Genomic DNA, 15,076 nt, shown 5'->3' with positions numbered 1-15,076 from the left:
CGAGCAGGGCGGCCGGGGCGACCACCAGGGTGGCCTCGCGGGCGGCGAGACCGGCCAGCTGCCGGCGGGCCGCGCCCCGGGCGCGCAGCAGCGCGGTCTGGGGGCGGCGGTCCTCGTGCAGCAGGGCGGCGACCAGCACCAGCGCGTACCCGCCGAGCACCAGGATGAGCAGTAGCGGGGTGGCCAGCGAGGAGCGGCCCACCAGGTCGGCGCGGGCGATCCGGTCCAGCAGCCCGTCCATCTTGGTCGTTGTCTGCCCGGAGGAGCCCAGTCGGGCGGCCTCCGGCACCGCCGCGCCGGCCGCCGTGAGGGCCGTGCGCACGGCCGGCAGGTCGGCGGTGTCGACGTCGCCGAGATCCGGTTCGGCCAGCCAGGACGCCGACACCGCGCCCGGGAAGGTGGCCTCGAAGTCGGCCGGGTCGAGCGTGAACGGCCCGTACGAGGTGGCGGATCCGACGCTGCCCGCGCCCACCCCGGGAGCGAGCAGCCAGTACGCGTCGGTCGGGTCGCGGGGCCGCCAGGTGCCGGCGAGCACCAGTTGGCTGGCCCGTTCGGTGGCACGGTCGCGCAGTGGAATCCGCTCGCCGATGCTCAGGCCCAGTGTGCCGGCGACCCGCTCCGGGAGACTCACCTGGACCGGGTTCGCTCCCGGGGAGGGCCACGCTCCGCTGGTCAGCTCGGCGTGCCCGGCCAGGTCGGCGAGGGTGGCGAGGCTCGCGAAGACCGGCTCGTCGTCCGGTCGGGGAACCTGCCCGAGGTCGCCGGTCAGCTCCCGCCCGGTGCCGTACCGGGCGACGGCCACCGCGACCGGCACGCCGGCGAGTCCGCCGGTGAACTCGTCGCGGACCGCCCTGTCCCGGGTGGCGAACTCGGCGGCGTCGCGTCCGGCGGACCCGCTGACCAGCAGACCGCGTTCCTCGGCCGGCGCGGCGGTGACCAGCGCCCGTTGCCCGGCGTCCACCGCGCGTCGGTTGTAGTCGGACAGACCGGTGACCAACGCGACGGCGACCAGGGCGGCGATCACCGCGGCTACCAGCAGCCCCCGCGCCTCGCGGGCCCGCCTCCACACCAGCTTCATCCGACGCCTCCCCTGGCCCTGGCGGGCCGACGACCTTCAAGACAGGCCATCTAGGAGGAAAGGTTCGCGCCCGTTACATGATCGTTACTCCGAGCACGCCGGCGTCGTCACGGCCGGCGTCGTCACGTCCCGCGTCGCGCCGTCCGTACGGCGAACGCCACCGCGCCCACGACGAGCACGGCACCGAGGAGTTGGAGGCCCGGCGAGTCGTCGGCTCCCCCGTAGACGACAGCGGCGACGCCGAGGGCGACGGCGAGAATGGCGATGACGTACCTCATGGGGTTTCCTCCTCGACCCACTCGAGCAGATCGCCGGGCTGGCAGTCGAGCACCCGGCACATGGCCTCCAGGGTGCTGAAGCGCACCGCCTTGGCGCGACCGTTCTTCAGTACCGCGACGTTGGCCGGCGTGAGCCCGACGCGCTCGGCGAACTCACCGACGCTCATCTTGCGCTTGGCCAGTTCGACATCGATGCGGACGACGATGGGCATCAGATCACCGCTTCCATGTCGGTCCGCAGCGTGGTGGCCTGCCTCAGCAGCGCGCGCATCACGACCATGAGGAGCCCGAGCACCGTGACACCCATCGTCAACAGGAACAGCAGGATCGGACCACCCGGGTCGTCCGCCTTGAAGCCGACGTAGAGGAAGACGCCCACGAGCACCACCCACGCGGCGCCGATGGCCCACACGATCAGGTCGACCCACTTCAGGGACGCTTCGGTGAAGATGCGGTCGTTCTTGACCATGTTGAGCAACTGCCACGTCGACACGATCACCACCTGGACGCACAGCACCCAGAACACCGTCACGGCGGTCAGCGGCCACCGGAGGTAGGCGTGTTCCGGCGACTCCTGGGCCATGTGCGCGAACTGCCCGGGTAGCGAGAAGGTCTGGAATCCGATCAGGACCACGAACAGCACCACGAGAACGACTCTGAGAGCGGCCACCGCTCGATGCTCTGTAACCATGCATCGAGTTTCGCTCGTTAGCTATCGAAAGTCAATCGGTTCCTTGCGTCGGCCGGTGCCTCGACTTCCGACGGCGGGGCGTGGGCGGCAGCCCCATCGCCCGTCCACCTTGGGGCGGTGGCGGGCGAACCCCGCGGTCCGGCCGGCCGCATTGTGCGCGTGTGATTCCGCTACACCGTCGTGTTCGTCACCGTAACCTGATTTTGTGCCCGGCCGGTCGGCGCCGGGACCGAGACGGGGGATCGAGACGTTGAAAGAAGCAGAGGGCGCGGACAAAAGTCCCATGGCCGGCGGAGGTTCATTTGACTTCTTCGTTGTCAACATCTCCAGTGAGACGCTGACCGGAAATGTCACCTGGACCGGCGGAAGCAGGTCCGAGAGCCTGGACGTCGACGGCCTGGCACCTGCGGCGATGTCGCAACTGCAGAGCTTCTCGCCGCAGTCCGGCGTGAACGACTACTGGCAGTGGTCAGAAAAGGGCGACAAATACAAACTCAACGTGTACGACAAGGACCGCTACACTGCCGTCCTCATCAGCGACTACGGCATCGGCGTTCTGGTTACCAACACCAGCCCCGGCACCTGGTCCTGGTGACGCGGAACATCGCACTACTCGATCAGCGTGATGAACAGCGACGTGAGCAATTGTTGATTCCCACCCGCGGCGATCGCCTACGTTCGTCGGTGGTAGTGGTTGCGGCGCGGGACCTGGTCGGGATCAAGCCAGGCCGGCGGCACGAACTCCGGATGGCCGTCGTCGCCGAGCCGGACGACCCAGTCGGTCTGGTGGACGTGCCGGTGGTGGTGACCGCAGAGCAGGACGGTGTTGTCGAGGCTGGTCGGACCGCCGTCGGCCCAGTGGCGCACGTGGTGCGCGGCGCACCAGCGGGGTGGTCGGTCGCAGCCGGGGAAGGCGCAGCCTCCGTCGCGCAGCACCAGGGCACGGCGGAGCGGGCCGGTGATGAGGCGGCGTTGTCGGCCCACGTCGAGGACCTGACCCGCGCCGCCGAGCACGGCGGGTAGGACGGCGGCGTCGCAGGCGAGCCGGCGCACCGTGTCGGGGCTGAGCCGCAGGCCGATGTCGAGGGCGCCAGCGGACAGCTGCCGCGTCAACCCGTCGTAGCTGGTGGTGACGACGATCTGGGCGGGGTCGCCACCGTTCTCGGGCAGTTCACCGGCGCGCAGGGCGAGCCGGCACACGTCGCCGAGGGCGTCGTGGCGGCGCTGCCCGGCGGAGCGGGTGTCGTCGGGCCCGGAGGGGGCGCTGAGCGGGTCGATGACGGCGCGCAGCAGCGCGGCGGCCTCCGCGTCGAGGGTGCCGCTGAGCCGTAGCCGTCCGCCGGTCTGCTCGGAAATGGTGACGTGCCGGTCGCGGGCAGCCCGGGCGGCCTCGGCGGCGAGGGCCGCCGCAGCGGCGGCGTCGGCGACGTCGGGAGCGACGTGGTCGAGGATCCGCGTGCCCATTCTGCGCAGCAGGGTGGGATCGAACTGCCCGGCCCACTCGACCAGCACGCCAACGGCCTTGTCGGCGACCTCGGCACCGGCGGAGCCCGAGACCGTGGCGGCCGTGTCGACGATGACCCGGGCCTGCTCCACACTGACCAGCCCGCCCGCCAGGGCGTCCCGCACGGCGGGCGGGGCGGCGTCGATCGAGGCCGCCAGGCCGACGAGCCGACGGGCGGCGGAGATGTCGAGCCGCAGGCGGTGGCGCAGCCACACGGCCGTCGAGGACGCGCCCCGCGCGACCGCGGCGCCCCGACCGTCCAACTCCCGGACGACCGCCAACTGCACCGACGCCAGGCGCTGCTGGAGCCGGTGCGTGGCATCGAGCGCCGCGATCAGCTCATGCTCGGAGAGAGCCCACGCGGCGGCGTCAGCGCAGGTCGCCACCGCACTCTCCGCCCGCACCAGCTCATCGATCACAGCCAAATTTTAGAACGGGTGTACGACAGTTCTCCGCAGAGAACGTCGGATCACCCAGCCGAGGAGCGGGCCCTCAGTCTTCGGCCAACTCCGGCCGGTGCTCCCTGATCCAGGCCGCCACGTCCGACTTCCGCCAGACCTTCCCCTGCACCAGGTCCGCAACGGGGTCCGGGAAGTTCCGGTGGCTAGTGATCACATAGACCCTCTGTTTGCTGATGCCGCCGAGCATCACTCGAATCTCCGCAGCGCCCACCAGCTCCATACGGCGGACGTTAGAGAGTTGCCCAAGCTCCTTGACTCGGGGCAACGCCCCGGTCACCGTAAAGGGTATGTCTACGTCGGACGCGCCCATCCCTGACCGTCAACCCCTGAGCAGCCTGCATCCGGTGCACCAGCATCTGCCTCGCCGGCCCTCGTGGCTCTGCCGGGTGTGCGCTGCCCCTTGGCCTTGCGCCTCCGCACGGATGTTGCTGAGGGTCGAGTACCGGGCAGACCGGGTGGCCCTATCGGTCTACATGGCCAGCCAGTTGTTCGACGCCACGGCCGACCTGTACCGACTGAATCCCCACCCAGGGCCCGATCCGGCGGAGCTGTTCACGCGGTTCCTGGCGTGGACCGCCCAACCGCCCCCGTGAGGCAAGGCCGGTCAGGCGCTGTCGTCGTCGGGGGTGCGCTTGGCGCGGCTGGGCTGCACCCGCTTGGGCTCGCCGGGCATCTTCGGGTGGTCGGGCGGGTACGGCAGGTCGCCCTGGCCGGCGGCGGCGTCGCGTTCGGCCCACTCCAGCAGGGGCGTGATGTCCCACGGGCTGTCGTCGATGCCGGCATGCGGGTCGCCGCGCTCGGTGAGCCGGGCCGGGACGCTGCGCAGGTCGAAGTCGTCCGGGTCGACGTCGGGCAGCTCGTCCCAGGTGACCGGGGTGGAGACGGTGGCGCGCGCGTTGGCTCGCAGCGAGTACGCGCAGGCGATGGTCCGGTCCCGGGCCATCTGGTTGAAGTCGACGAAGACCCGGCTGCCGCGCTCCTCCTTCCACCAGGCGGTGGTCACCAGGTCGGGGTTGCGGCGTTCCACCTCCCGGGCCAGCGCGATGGTGGCGCGACGCACCTCGGTGAACGTCCAACGGGGTTGGATGCGCAGGTAGACGTGCACGCCGCGACCGCCGGAGGTCTTCGCCCACCCGGTCGCGCCCAGCTCGTCGAGGAGCGCGCGGACCTCCCCTGCGGCCCGCGCCGCGTCGGCGAAGTCGGTGCCGGGCTGCGGGTCGAGGTCGATACGCAGCTCGTCGGGGCGGTCCGCGTCGGCGGCGCGCACCGGCCACGGGTGGAACACGATGGTGCCCATCTGCGCCGCCCAGGCGACGTGCGCCAGGTCGACGGGGCAGAGTTCCGCCGCGCCGCGACCGCTCGGGAAGGTGATCTGCGCGGTCGTCACCCAGGGCGGCACGCCCCGGGTGGGCACCCGTTTCTGGAAGAACGCCTCACCCTCGACGCCCTCGGGGAAGCGTTGCAGCGTGGTGGGCCGGTCCCGCAGGGCGCGCATGATCCCGTCGCCGACGGCGAGGTAGTAGTGGAAGACGTCCGCCTTGGTGAAGCCCCGCTGCGGGAAGATCACACGGTCCGGACTGGTCAGCCGTACGCTGCGCCCGGCCACCTCGACCTCGGTGACCGCTGCCTTGGTGCCCGCCATCTCGCGACCATATGCCACGGCCCCGACGTTCGACGTACCGTTGACGGGTGAGTCTTGACGACAACGAGCTGCCCCGCACCGAGGACGAGTGGCGGGTCCGGTTGACCCCCGAGGAGTTCCACGTTCTGCGGGAGGCCGGCACCGAACGTCCGTGGACCGGCGAGTACGTGGACACCAAGACCCAGGGGGTCTACCACTGCCGCGCCTGCGGGTTGGAACTCTTCTCCAGCGACACGAAGTTCGACTCGCACTGCGGTTGGCCGAGCTTCGACGACGCCATCCCGGGCCGGGTCAAGGAAATCGAGGACCGCAGTCTCGGCATGGCGCGTACGGAGATCCGCTGCGCCCGCTGCGACAGCCACCTCGGGCACGTGTTCCACGGCGAGGGCTTCACCCCGAAGGACACCCGGCACTGCGTCAACTCGATCTCGGTGCGGTTGGAACCTCGCTGACCTGAGCGGCGCCGGCGCGGCCGAGCGGGCTCAGGGCGTACCCCTGAGCAGCTCGACCTCGGCGGTCCGGGACTGCTCGATCCGCCGCGCCAGGTCGCGGACCCGTTCGCTGCGGCCGACGTCGACCTGGGCGCGGGCCAGGTCGGCCGCGGCCCGCTGGTGATCGGCGAGGACGTCGCGCAGCACCCGGTCGACCTGCGCGTCCGGCGCGGCCCGCAGCCGGTCGAGCGCGGCGTCGTCGCCGTGCCCGTCGTGGTGGTGCGCGGTCGCGCTGGCGCCCGGCCCCGCGGTGGGCAGCCAACCCCGCATGTCGGCCAGTTCGTCGGCCTCGGTCGCCTCGATGGCGGCGGCGAGGGTCCGCAGCGCGTCGTCGCGCAACCGGTCGCGGGCCAGTCGGACGATCTGCAGGGTGCGTTCGCTGTGCCCGACCATCGTGCCGAGGAACACCACGTCGATCCCGCTCATCTCGTCCCCGCCGGCCGTGTCCCCGGCCGCCGCCGACGCGGTCGGGGACACGGGCGGCCCGGCCGGCGTCGGCGACCCGGCGCAGGCGCTGGTGAGCAGCAGGGCCGCGAGCAGCGACACCAGGGGGGTACGCGGCATGCCGGTGCTCCGATCACGCGGGGGCGGCGACACGGGTGCGGCCGTCGGCCGCACCCGTGCGGTCAGACCTGAAGCCAGAGCGCCGGGACGTTCGGCGGTTCCCAGCCGGGGATGGCGGTGTGCGCCTGCCGGCAGCGGTACGTCCGTCCGCCGTAGGTGACCTGGTCGCCGGCCTGGTAAGCCCGGCCCGTCGTCCAACTGCCACCCGGTGCGGGCGGGGTCGTCGGCGTGGCGGTCGGGGTGGGCCGTGGGGTGGGGTGAGGTCGTCGGCGTCGGGGCGGGGGTCGGGTTCGACCCGCCGCCGCCGATCTGCACGTCGATGCAGGAGTAGAAGGCGTTCGCGGTGTCGGAGATGTTCCACACCGCGAGGATCTTCTGCCGCCCGGAGAAGCCGCCCAGGTTGACGGTGTGCGAGACCGTAGCGCCCGGCTGCTGACCGTTGCCGTTGACCACCCCGACGCGGGTGTTGCCGATCCAGTACTCCCAGTTGCTGGTGGCGTGCCGGGCGGTGTTGACCCAGGTGAAGGTCAGCGAGGAGCCGACGGAGGTGGCCGGCCAGCCCCGGCTGTCGTCGTTGAGGACGGCGAACTGGGCGATGCCGGCGTTGCAGCTCTTCAGGCCCTTGGGCCCTTCGACGCTCTGCGGCTCGTACTTGATCTGCCCGCAGTCGGGCACCCGGCCCTGCGCGCAGAGCGCCTGCCGGCTCGGCGGGGCGGAGACGTAGCCGTGCGCCTGCGCGGGGGCGGCGACGGTGAGAGTGGCGGCGACGGCACCCGCCGCCACCAGCGGGACGGTGATTCTTCGACGCATCGGGCAGCTCCTTCTCCAGGTCCGGTAGGGTGCCCTCAACGTAATTTAAACTTTGTTAACAGTAAAGACCCTTGTCGATAAATCCATCGATGATGACGGTTTTCTTGTTCAGAGCCGGAGCAGGCTGCCCCGATCGTCGACCTCGTCGGCCGACTCGTCGTCCAGCCAGACGCCGCCGCTGGCGAGGTAGCGGAAGCGGTACTCCCCCGGCGGAAGTTTCACCGTCACCGTCCGGGTGCCGTCGCGGCGCGCCACCAGCTCGTGTCGGCCGGGCTCCCACTCGTTGAAGGAACCGACCACACTCACCGGTCCGGGTGGGGTGTCTTGAGGCAGGCAGAAGGTGACCCGGGTCTGGTTGCCGAAGAGTCTGTTGCGCTTGATCACTGCGATCCTCCGGGAGTTGCGGCGGTTCACCCGGCATAACGGACGACACGCCGGAGCCGACACGCCGCCGGTTGGCCCGGACACCGACATTCGGTCACGCGCGGCACAAACCTGAGGAAACCTGTACTCACACGTCCTGATACGGGGGTTCTCCATGGCAACGTGCGAAGTCTGCGGCAACGACTACTGGATGGCGTTCGAGGTGCACACCGTCAGCGGTGACGTGCACACCTTCGACTCGTTCGAGTGCGCGATCCACCGGATGGCACCGATCTGCGAACACTGCCAGATCAAGATCGTGGGACACGGCGTCGAGGTCAACGGACGCTTCTTCTGCTGTGGGCACTGCGCCCGCTCGGTCGAGGGCGCCGAGGGCGCGGAGATCCGCGACGCCGTGGGCGCGCGCCCCGCCTGAGCACATTCCTGCGGTACGGTCGTCGCCATGCGGCCGTTCCTGGGCGTCCTGCCCCCACCGCGCTCCTGACCGGAGCGCAACGCCTCTCGCCGACCGGGTGACGACCCGGCCCGGCCGCCTCGCCGTACGCGCTCCGTCGACGTCGTCCCCGTCAACGGCTCACCCTTCGGAGCGCACCCGTGTCCACTTCCCGTACCGCGCCGTCGGCCGCCCCGGCCGTCAGCCAGGCCCGCACCGGCCTGATCCAGATCACCGTCACCGGAGTGCTGTGGGGCACCACCGGCGTGGCGGTGCAACTCCTGCGCGAGAGCACCGGGCTCAGCCCGGTGGCCATCGGCTTCCACCGCCTGGCCATCGCCGCGCTCGTCCTGCTGGCCTGCACCGCGGGTCGGCTCGGCGCCATCGTGGCTGCCCTGCGCGCGGCACCCGTACCGCTGCTGCTCACCGGCGTCGGCCTCGGCCTCTACCAGGCGCTCTACTTCGCCGCCGTGGCGTTCGCCGGGGTCAGCGTGGCCACCGTGGTAAGCCTGGGCCTGGCACCGGTGCTCGCCGCGACCTGGGAGTCGCTGCGGTCCCGCCGAATCCCCGGCCCGCTACGCCTCGGCACGCTGGTCACCGCCGTGGCCGGCCTCGCCCTGATCACCGGGGCGACAGCGGACCCCACCGCCACGGCGCCCGCGCCGCTGCTCGGCCTGCTCGCCGCCGCCGGGTCCGGCCTCGGGTACGCGGTGACGACCCTGATCAGCCGGCAGGTGTCGCAGCACACCGCGCCGATGACACTGACCACCATCTCCACGGTGGTCGGCGCGCTGACCCTGGCGCCGACGGCCCTGGTCGCCGGCGTCGCCGTCCCGATACGCCCGGACACCCTGGCGCTGCTGCTGCACCTCGGCGTGGTCACCACCGCCGTGGCGTACGCGCTGTTCTACGCCGGGCTGCGGACCACGCCGGGCAGCGTCGCCGCCGTGCTGACCCTGCTCGAACCCCTCACCGCGGCCGCGCTGGCGGTGGCACTGCTGCACGAGCCGCTCCCGCCGCCGGTCATCGTCGGCGGCGTACTGCTGCTCACCGCCGTGGCCGCCACCTACCTCGCGCCGACCCGGGGGGACACCGCGTGAGCCGGCCCGGCCTACCATCGGTGCGTGCCCCAGCAGACCACCGAGATCCGCACGGCCTCCTTCGCCGACCTGAACGCCCGCACCTTCCACGACCTGCTCAAGCTGCGCATCGACGTGTTCGTGGTGGAGCAGCACTGCCCGTACCCGGAACTCGACGGGCGGGACGTGGAGCCGGGCACCCGGCACCTCTGGCTGACCGACGGGGGCGCGCCGCTGGCGTACCTGCGGATCCTCGCCGACCCGGACGGCACCGCGCGGATCGGCCGCGTGGTGGTGGCCCCGACGGCGCGCGGCGGCGGGCACGCCGGCCGGCTGATGACGGCAGCCCTGGAGGTGGTGGGCAACCGACCGTGCGTGCTGGACGCCCAGTCGCACCTGGTCGCCTTCTACGCCCGGCACGGCTTCACCGTCAGCGGCCCCGAGTACGTCGAGGACGGCATCCCGCACACACCGATGCGCCGCGATGCCATTGACGTCTGACGATCAACCTGGCATGGTGCGGGGTAGAGCCATCGCGGGAGCCAGCGAGTAGGCGCGGGAGCGGGCATCTCCCGGCAGTCCGGGCGTCGTCGTCCGACCTCATCCCCCCGGGGGCTCCGTGTCCACTCTCGCCCGATCACCACGCGTGCTCCGGCCGCTCGCCGTCGCGGCGGCCGCCACGCTCCTGCTGACCACCGCGCTGACCGTCGCGCTGGTCCAACCCGCCTCGGCGCACGGCTCGGTCGTCGACCCGGCCTCGCGCAACTACAGCTGCTGGCAGCGCTGGGGCAGCGACTTCCAGAACCCCCGGATGGCCACCGAGGACCCGATGTGCTGGCAGGCATGGCAGGCCGACCCGGCCGCCATGTGGAACTGGAACGGCCTGTTCCGCGAGGGTGTCGCCGGCAACCACCAGGGCGCCGTCCCCAACGGCCAGCTGTGCAGCGGGGGGCGCACCCAGAGCGGTCGCTACAACGCGCTGGACACCGTCGGCGCGTGGAAGACCACCTCGGTGTCGAACAACTTCCGGCTCCGCTTCTTCGACCAGGCCAGCCACGGCGCCGACTACATCCGGGTCTACGTGACCAAGCAGGGCTTCAACTCGGCCACCCAGCCGCTCGGCTGGAACGACCTGGAGTTGGCCGGCCAGATCGGCAACACCCCTGCCTCGCAGTGGAACCCGGACACCGGTGGCGTCTCCATCCAGATCCCGGTCAGTGCGCCGGGACGCACCGGGCGGCACATCGTCTACACCGTCTGGCAGGCCAGCCACCTGGACCAGTCGTACTACCTGTGCAGCGACGTCGACTTCGGCGGCGGGACGGGCACCCCGCCCACCACGCCACCGCCGACCACGCCACCGCCGACCACTCCCCCACCCACCACGCCACCGCCGACCACTCCGCCGCCGACGCTGCCGCCGGCCGGCGCCTGCACGGCGACGTACCAGGTCACCGGTCAGTGGGCTGGCGGCTTCCAGGCCGAGGTGGAGGTGACCGCCGGCGGTTCATCCACCCGCGGCTGGTCGGTGAGCTGGAACTACAACAACGGCCAGCAGATCGCCTCGTCGTGGAACGCCACGATCAGCACCAACGGCACGCTGGTCACCGCCCGCAACGTCAGCCACAACGGCACACTTGCCGCCGGAGCGAGCACCACATTCGGTTTCCTCGGCTCGTGGAACGGCAGCAACCCGGTTCCGCTGGTCTCCTGCACGACGACCAGTTGATCCCCGGCCGGCGTCGCACCCGGGCGGGGGTGCGGCGCGGCCGGCGGGGATCAGACCAGGCAGTTGACGATCTCGGCGACCGAGCGGCGGCGTCCCGTGTAGAACGGGACCTCCTCGCGTACGTGCCGGCGGGCGCCGGACGCGCGCAGGTCACGCATCAGGTCGACGATCCGGTGCAGTTCGTCGGCCTCGAACGCGAGCATCCACTCGTAGTCGCCCAACGCGAACGAGGCGACCGTGTTGGCCCGCACGTCCGGGTAGCCGCGGGCCATCTTCCCGTGCTCGGCCAGCATTTCGCGCCGCTCGGCGTCGGGCAGCAGGTACCACTCGTAGGAGCGGACGAACGGGTACACGCAGATGTAGGGGCGGGCCTCCTCGCCCGCCAGGAACGCCGGGATGTGGCTCTTGTTGAACTCCGCCGGCCGGTGCAGCGCCATCTGCGACCACACCGGGGTCAACGCCCGCCCCAGCGTGGTGCGACGGAACCGCAGGTACGCGTCCTGGAGGGCGTCGCTGGAGGCGGAGTGCCACCAGATCATCACGTCCGCGTCGGCGCGCAGACCGGAGACGTCGTACACGCCCCGGACCACCACGTCCTTGCCGGCCAGCTCCTCGAAGAGGGACTCGACCTCACCCGTGACGTTGTCCCGCAGCGACGGCAGCGGGGCGCTGGCCCGGAACACCGACCACATCGTGTAGCGGATGCTGTCGTTCAGCTCCCGCAACCGGGCCGCGTTGGTCTGCTCGGTCATCTCGCCGATCCTCCCAGTGCTGTGATGATCTCGTCGGCCGCCGTCTCGCCGGAGCGGACGCAGACCGGAATGCCGACGCCGTCGTAGCCGGCGCCGGCGAGGACCAGGGTGGGGGTGTTCGGCCCGCAGCGCCGTCCGCGCGGCGGCGAGCCGGTCGGCGTGCCCCGGCGCGTACTGCGGCAGCGCGCCGCCCCACCGCTGCACGTGCCCGTCGACCGGGGCGGGCAGCGGGTGTCGAGCACCCGCCGACAACTCCCGGTGCACGGTCGCCGCCAGGTCCGCGTCCGGACGCTGGAGCTGCGCCTCCTCGCCGTAGCGGCCCACCGAGGCGCGCACCATCGCCAGCCCGTCCGGCCGGCGCAGGTGCCCCCACTTGGTGGTGAAGAAGGTCGCCGCCTTGATCAGCAGGCCCTCGGTGCTCGGCACCAGGAAACCGGACAGCTCGGGCAGTCGCGGCTGCGGCAACGCCAGGGTGACCAGCGCGACGCTCGCGTAGTCCAGCTCACCGACGCCCGCCGCCACCCCCGGCGCCGGACCGGCGAGCAGGCGGGCGGCCGGCCGGGCCGGCACCGCCAGCACCACGGCGTCCACGTCGACGAGTTCCGGGGCCCGGGTCGGGCCGACGGTGAGCCGCCAGCCGGTGCGGTCGGGGTCAGTTCGCGGACGGCGGCGTCTCTGCGCACCGTCGCGCCGCTGGCCGTCACCGCCGCCTCGACCAGGGTGCTCAGCCCGCCGGTGAGGGTGCCGAAGACCGGGGCGCCCGGAGCGCGCGGCGCGGCGACCTGCGCCGCCCGGACCGCGCCGACCAGGGTGTGCTCCACCCGCGCCGCACGGGCCAGCGCCGGCATGGTCGTGACCAGGGAGAGGTCGTCGGCGCGGCCCGCGTACACGCCGCCCAGCATCGGGTCGACGAGCCGGTCGACCACCTCGTCACCGAAGCGGGCCCGGACCAGCGCGCCCACCGAGACGTCCGCGTCGGGCCCGACCAGCGGCCGGCCGTCGTCGGTGTCGGCGTCCACGGCCGGGCGGGCGACCGTGGCCACCCGGTCCAGATCCCCGGGTACGCCCACCAGGGTGCCCCCCGGGATGGGGCGCAGCCCTCCGTCGACGACGAGCGCGGCCTGCCCCACCGTGGGGTGCACGATCTCCCCGGCCAACCCGAGCCGGCGGGCAAACGCCACCGCCGCGCTCTCGGCCCCGGTCGGGTCGCGCATCAAAAACGATTCCGCCCCGAACTCGACCGGCGCACCGGCCAACTCGCCGGTGCGCAGCTTGCCGCCCAGCGCACCGGACTGCTCGTACACCGTGATCTCGGTGCCCGCCGGCGCGCGGTCGCGCAAGCGGACCGCGGCGGCCAGCCCGGCGATCCCGCCGCCGACCACCGCCACCCGCCAGGGCTGCCGCATTTCCGGTCAGCCCTGGTCGGCTCGGCGGCTGGACAGCTCGTGGACCAGCGCGACCACCCGGGTCAGCACCTCCGGGTCGGTCTCCGGCAGCACCCCGTGGCCGAGGTTGAACACGTGCCCGGGGGCCGCCCGGCCCTGCTCCAGGATTCGGCGCACCTCGGCCTCCACCACCGGCCACGGCGCGAGCAGCACGCACGGGTCCAGGTTGCCCTGGACCGCCTTGTCCGCGCCGATCCGGCCGGTGGCCACGTCCAGCGGGGTCCGCCAGTCCACGCCGACGACGTCCGCGCCGGCCTCACCCATCGCGCCGAGCAGCTCGCCGGTGCCCACCCCGAAATGGATCCGCGGCACCCCGGCGTTGACCAGCCCGCTCAGCACGGCCGTCGAGTGCGGCAGCACGTAGCGGCGGTAGTCGGCCTCGGAGAGCGCGCCGGCCCACGAGTCGAACAACTGCACGGCGGAGACCCCGGCCTCGATCTGCACCCGCAAAAAGGCCAGCGTCACCTCGGCCAGCCGACCGCAGAGCGCGTGCCACAGCTCCTCGTCGCCGTACATCAGAGCCTTGGTCTTCGCGTGGGTCCGCGACGGCCCGCCCTCGACCAGGTAGCTGGCCAGGGTGAACGGCGCTCCGGCGAAACCGATCAGCGGCGTGTCGCCCAGCTCGACCACCAACTGCCGGACGGCCTCGTCCACGTACGAGACGTCGTCGCGGGTGATCGGACGGATCCGCTGCACGTCGGCGGCGGTACGGATCGGCTCGGCGACCACCGGACCGGTGCCCGGCACGATGTCCAGGTCGATCCCGGCCGCGGCGACCGGCACCACGATGTCGCTGAACAAGATCGCCGCGTCCACCCCGTGCCGGCGCACCGGCTGGAGGGTGATCTCGGTGACCAGCTCCGGACGACGGCAGGACTCCAGCATCGGCACGCTCGCCCGGATCTCCCGGTACTCCGGCAGGGAACGGCCGGCCTGGCGCATGAACCAGACGGGTGTGTGCGGGCCGGGACGGCGCCGGCAGGCCCGGATGAAGGGCGAGTCGGCTGGTCCGCCGGGGCGTGGGTATCCGTCTCGGGCGGCAGTGCCCGTGGCTTCCGTGGTCATCGCCGCAATCGTGCCACGCCTCCCACCCCCACCCCGCCGGGGGTGAAAGGAAGAACACCTTCCCGACCGCCGCGGACCCGGTACGCGACGCTCGGAACGAGCGTCGGCGCGCCGTCGAAGCGGGTGGGGCGACGGCGGCATAGGCTGCCGACATGGCCCCCCCGATCGCGCTCCCGGAGACCTTCGCCCGCGCGGTCGCCGGGCTGCGGTCCGCGGCGCCCCGGCCGGAGATCACGCTGGAGGAGGTCGGAGCCCCCCAGCGGCTGGCCCCGTACGCGTTCGCGCTCTCCGCGGCCGTGCTGCGCGACGGCGACGAGGTGGCCACCGGGCGGTTGATCCTGCTGCACGATCCGGCTGGGCACGAGGCGTGGCAGGGCACCCTGCGGCTGGTCACCTACGTGACCGCCGAGCTGGAGGTGGACCTGGCCGCCGACCCGCTGCTGCCCGGCGTCGGCTGGACGTGGCTCACCGACGCGCTGGACGCCCATGACGCCGGTCACCGGGCGATCGGCGGGACGGTCACCCAGACCATGTCGACCCGGTTCGGCGACCTGGCCGGTCCACCGACCGCCGGTGACATCGAGATCCGGGCGTCGTGGACACCGGTCGACGACGACCTGGCCCCCCACCTGCTCGGCTGGTCGCGCCCTGCTCGCCTCGACGGCCGGTC

Annotated in this window: 17 protein-coding genes and 4 pseudogenes; 8 read left to right on the top strand and 13 right to left on the bottom strand. The window is 72.3% G+C overall.

What is annotated here, in order from left to right; translation table 11 throughout:
• From JNW91_RS22585 to JNW91_RS22570, 4 genes and pseudogenes are all read right to left on the bottom strand, one after another.
• Positions 1-1,078, bottom strand: a pseudogene (locus JNW91_RS22585) (FtsX-like permease family protein); the annotation flags it as partial.
• A gap of 122 nt (positions 1,079-1,200) precedes the next feature.
• The gene (locus JNW91_RS22580; protein WP_203177468.1) at positions 1,201-1,356 is read right to left on the bottom strand and encodes a hypothetical protein; all 156 of its coding nucleotides are present in this window, start codon (positions 1,354-1,356) and stop codon (positions 1,201-1,203) included.
• On the bottom strand, positions 1,353-1,568 hold the full coding sequence (locus JNW91_RS22575) for a helix-turn-helix domain-containing protein (RefSeq protein WP_030336216.1): 216 nt from the start codon (positions 1,566-1,568) through the stop codon (positions 1,353-1,355). Before JNW91_RS22575 ends, JNW91_RS22580 begins: the two co-directional genes overlap by 4 nt.
• Positions 1,568-2,026, bottom strand: coding sequence for a DUF2975 domain-containing protein (locus JNW91_RS22570; RefSeq protein WP_309244459.1), 459 nt, complete (start codon positions 2,024-2,026; stop codon positions 1,568-1,570). The genes JNW91_RS22575 and JNW91_RS22570 overlap by 1 nt, the downstream gene beginning before the upstream one ends.
• 271 nt (positions 2,027-2,297) lie before the next feature.
• On the opposite strand from JNW91_RS22570, the gene JNW91_RS22565 reads away from it, so the two are divergent.
• Complete coding sequence (locus JNW91_RS22565; protein WP_203177466.1) at positions 2,298-2,642, top strand: hypothetical protein; 345 nt, start codon at positions 2,298-2,300, stop codon at positions 2,640-2,642.
• Positions 2,643-2,719: 77 nt separating this feature from the next.
• Here JNW91_RS22565 and JNW91_RS22560 read toward each other — a convergent pair whose 3' ends face one another.
• Both JNW91_RS22560 and JNW91_RS22555 read right to left on the bottom strand, forming a co-directional pair.
• The gene (locus JNW91_RS22560) at positions 2,720-3,970 is read right to left on the bottom strand and encodes an HNH endonuclease signature motif containing protein (protein ID WP_203177465.1); all 1,251 of its coding nucleotides are present in this window, start codon (positions 3,968-3,970) and stop codon (positions 2,720-2,722) included.
• A gap of 73 nt (positions 3,971-4,043) precedes the next feature.
• Complete coding sequence (locus JNW91_RS22555) at positions 4,044-4,232, bottom strand: hypothetical protein (RefSeq protein WP_203177464.1); 189 nt, start codon at positions 4,230-4,232, stop codon at positions 4,044-4,046.
• A gap of 67 nt (positions 4,233-4,299) precedes the next feature.
• On the opposite strand from JNW91_RS22555, the gene JNW91_RS22550 reads away from it, so the two are divergent.
• Positions 4,300-4,605, top strand: coding sequence for a hypothetical protein (locus JNW91_RS22550; protein WP_238425491.1), 306 nt, complete (start codon positions 4,300-4,302; stop codon positions 4,603-4,605).
• Positions 4,606-4,616: 11 nt separating this feature from the next.
• On the opposite strand, the gene ligD is transcribed toward JNW91_RS22550, so the two are convergent.
• A complete protein-coding gene (gene ligD / locus JNW91_RS22545; RefSeq protein WP_203177463.1) occupies positions 4,617-5,654 on the bottom strand; it encodes a non-homologous end-joining DNA ligase in 1,038 nt (345 codons plus the stop codon).
• Between the two features lie 47 nt (positions 5,655-5,701).
• On the opposite strand from ligD, the gene msrB reads away from it, so the two are divergent.
• Positions 5,702-6,106, top strand: coding sequence for a peptide-methionine (R)-S-oxide reductase MsrB (gene msrB, locus JNW91_RS22540; protein ID WP_088990835.1), 405 nt, complete (start codon positions 5,702-5,704; stop codon positions 6,104-6,106).
• 30 nt (positions 6,107-6,136) lie between these two features.
• Here msrB and JNW91_RS22535 read toward each other — a convergent pair whose 3' ends face one another.
• From JNW91_RS22535 to JNW91_RS22525, 3 genes and pseudogenes are all read right to left on the bottom strand, one after another.
• Positions 6,137-6,538 (bottom strand): DUF305 domain-containing protein, encoded by a 402-nt coding sequence (locus tag JNW91_RS22535; protein ID WP_407664370.1) that lies wholly within the window; start codon positions 6,536-6,538, stop codon positions 6,137-6,139.
• A 233-nt stretch (positions 6,539-6,771) separates the two neighbouring features.
• Positions 6,772-7,519: pseudogene (locus tag JNW91_RS22530) on the bottom strand (lytic polysaccharide monooxygenase).
• A gap of 108 nt (positions 7,520-7,627) precedes the next feature.
• Complete coding sequence (locus JNW91_RS22525; protein WP_203177461.1) at positions 7,628-7,903, bottom strand: isoamylase early set domain-containing protein; 276 nt, start codon at positions 7,901-7,903, stop codon at positions 7,628-7,630.
• 154 nt (positions 7,904-8,057) lie between these two features.
• On the opposite strand from JNW91_RS22525, the gene JNW91_RS22520 reads away from it, so the two are divergent.
• The 4 genes from JNW91_RS22520 (at position 8,058) to JNW91_RS22505 (ending at position 11,144) form a co-directional block, all read left to right on the top strand.
• Entirely contained in the window at positions 8,058-8,318 is a 261-nt protein-coding gene (locus tag JNW91_RS22520; protein WP_151492304.1) for a Prokaryotic metallothionein, read from the top strand.
• 179 nt (positions 8,319-8,497) lie between these two features.
• Positions 8,498-9,436, top strand: coding sequence for a DMT family transporter (locus JNW91_RS22515; protein ID WP_203177460.1), 939 nt, complete (start codon positions 8,498-8,500; stop codon positions 9,434-9,436).
• Between the two features lie 24 nt (positions 9,437-9,460).
• A complete protein-coding gene (locus JNW91_RS22510; RefSeq protein WP_203177459.1) occupies positions 9,461-9,916 on the top strand; it encodes a GNAT family N-acetyltransferase in 456 nt (151 codons plus the stop codon).
• A gap of 118 nt (positions 9,917-10,034) precedes the next feature.
• Positions 10,035-11,144, top strand: a complete 1,110-nt coding sequence (locus JNW91_RS22505) for a lytic polysaccharide monooxygenase (protein WP_203177458.1) — start codon at positions 10,035-10,037, stop codon at positions 11,142-11,144.
• A 50-nt stretch (positions 11,145-11,194) separates the two neighbouring features.
• On the opposite strand, the gene hemQ is transcribed toward JNW91_RS22505, so the two are convergent.
• The 3 genes and pseudogenes from hemQ to hemE form a co-directional block, all read right to left on the bottom strand.
• Complete coding sequence (hemQ, locus tag JNW91_RS22500) at positions 11,195-11,896, bottom strand: hydrogen peroxide-dependent heme synthase (RefSeq protein ID WP_203177457.1); 702 nt, start codon at positions 11,894-11,896, stop codon at positions 11,195-11,197.
• Positions 11,893-13,302, bottom strand: a pseudogene (hemG, locus tag JNW91_RS22495) (protoporphyrinogen oxidase). The gene hemQ and the pseudogene hemG overlap by 4 nt, the downstream one beginning before the upstream one ends.
• Before the next feature lie 6 nt (positions 13,303-13,308).
• Positions 13,309-14,406, bottom strand: a complete 1,098-nt coding sequence (gene hemE / locus JNW91_RS22490) for a uroporphyrinogen decarboxylase (RefSeq protein WP_203177456.1) — start codon at positions 14,404-14,406, stop codon at positions 13,309-13,311.
• 152 nt (positions 14,407-14,558) lie between these two features.
• On the opposite strand from hemE, the pseudogene JNW91_RS22485 reads away from it, so the two are divergent.
• Positions 14,559-15,076, top strand: a pseudogene (locus JNW91_RS22485) (DUF3000 domain-containing protein); the annotation flags it as partial.

The sequence above is a fragment of the Micromonospora parastrephiae genome (genome assembly GCF_016802865.1).
Classification (GTDB): domain Bacteria; phylum Actinomycetota; class Actinomycetes; order Mycobacteriales; family Micromonosporaceae; genus Micromonospora; species Micromonospora parastrephiae.
The sequence above is the reverse complement of the archived record's forward strand: the minus strand, read 5'-3'. Positions and strand labels throughout refer to the sequence as shown.

What these genes read in the sequence shown, in the direction of transcription:
- JNW91_RS22580 (WP_203177468.1), bottom strand. Translation starts at nt 1,356, where the DNA reads ATGAGGTACGTCATCGCCATTCTCGCCGTCGCCCTCGGCGTCGCCGCT.
- JNW91_RS22575 (WP_030336216.1), bottom strand. Translation starts at nt 1,568, where the DNA reads ATGCCCATCGTCGTCCGCATCGATGTCGAACTGGCCAAGCGCAAGATG.
- JNW91_RS22555 (WP_203177464.1), bottom strand. Translation starts at nt 4,232, where the DNA reads ATGGAGCTGGTGGGCGCTGCGGAGATTCGAGTGATGCTCGGCGGCATC.
- JNW91_RS22550 (WP_238425491.1), top strand. Translation starts at nt 4,300, where the DNA reads ATGTCTACGTCGGACGCGCCCATCCCTGACCGTCAACCCCTGAGCAGC.
- ligD (WP_203177463.1), bottom strand. Translation starts at nt 5,654, where the DNA reads ATGGCGGGCACCAAGGCAGCGGTCACCGAGGTCGAGGTGGCCGGGCGC.
- JNW91_RS22535 (WP_407664370.1), bottom strand. Translation starts at nt 6,538, where the DNA reads ATGGTCGGGCACAGCGAACGCACCCTGCAGATCGTCCGACTGGCCCGC.
- JNW91_RS22520 (WP_151492304.1), top strand. Translation starts at nt 8,058, where the DNA reads ATGGCAACGTGCGAAGTCTGCGGCAACGACTACTGGATGGCGTTCGAG.
- hemQ (WP_203177457.1), bottom strand. Translation starts at nt 11,896, where the DNA reads ATGACCGAGCAGACCAACGCGGCCCGGTTGCGGGAGCTGAACGACAGC.
- hemE (WP_203177456.1), bottom strand. Translation starts at nt 14,406, where the DNA reads ATGACCACGGAAGCCACGGGCACTGCCGCCCGAGACGGATACCCACGC.